We start from the raw sequence: 947 nt of genomic DNA, 5'->3' as shown, positions 1-947 counted from the left end.
TTCTACTGCACGTTCAAAGATGCTTAATCCTTGGTTCAGCTCAGATTCACTGATAGTCAATGGACAGAAGAACTTCACCACCTCATCGTCTGGGCCTGCGGTTTCAATCACCATGCCGTCGTCAAAACATGCTTTAGCGATTTCTGCAGCCAAGTCACCGTGAATACACTCGATACCAATCATCATGCCGCGTCCCTTTTTCTGAACAAACATTTGCGGGAAACGACGCACGCAGCGATCAATCACCTCACTCACATTTTGCGAACATTGCTTAATGTGCGTTTCGAAATCGTCATTTGACCAGTAGATTTCTAGTGCTTTTGCCGCAGTAATAAATGCGTGGTTGTTACCACGGAACGTGCCGTTGTGCTCGCCTGGTTTCCATTGGTCAAGTTCTGGTTTCAGCAGTACAACCGCCATTGGCAGACCGTACCCACCGATCGATTTCGATAGCGTCACAATATCGGGTTCAATGCCTGATGGCTCAAAACTGAAGAATGTCCCAGTTCGACCACAACCAGCTTGAATATCATCGACAATCAATAGAATGTCGTTTGCTTTACATATTTTACTCAGGCGCTGTAGCCACTCATTAGAGGCGGCGTTTAAACCACCCTCGCCTTGTACGGTTTCCAGCAATACGGCTGCTGGTTTGTCCATACCTGCAGAGTTGTCATTCAGCATAGTTTCGAACAGCGCCAAACCATCAACGCCAGCGTAACCTTCGAACGGAATGCGCGTTACGTTTGTAAGGCTTGAGCCGTTACCTTGTCGATGATGCTGATTACCTGTAGCCGCCAGCGCGCCTGCGGTACAACCGTGGAAACCGTTAGTGAATGCAACAACGCTGCTTCTGCCTTTCACTTTTTTCGCCAACTTGAGTGCCGCTTCCACCGCATTCGTACCAGTTGGGCCGGTGAATTGAACTTTATAGTCCAGTTTTCTTG

General features: G+C 48.3%; 1 protein-coding gene. It reads right to left on the bottom strand.

Annotation, left to right across the window (positions count from 1 at the left end; genetic code table 11):
- Positions 1–947, bottom strand: a 947-nt coding sequence (locus R7P74_RS25240; RefSeq protein WP_318123384.1) for a diaminobutyrate--2-oxoglutarate transaminase, incomplete at both ends; no start/stop codon positions are given.

The organism is Vibrio sp. 2033 (assembly GCF_033339735.1).
This window is presented reverse-complemented; position numbering and strand designations above follow the sequence as displayed.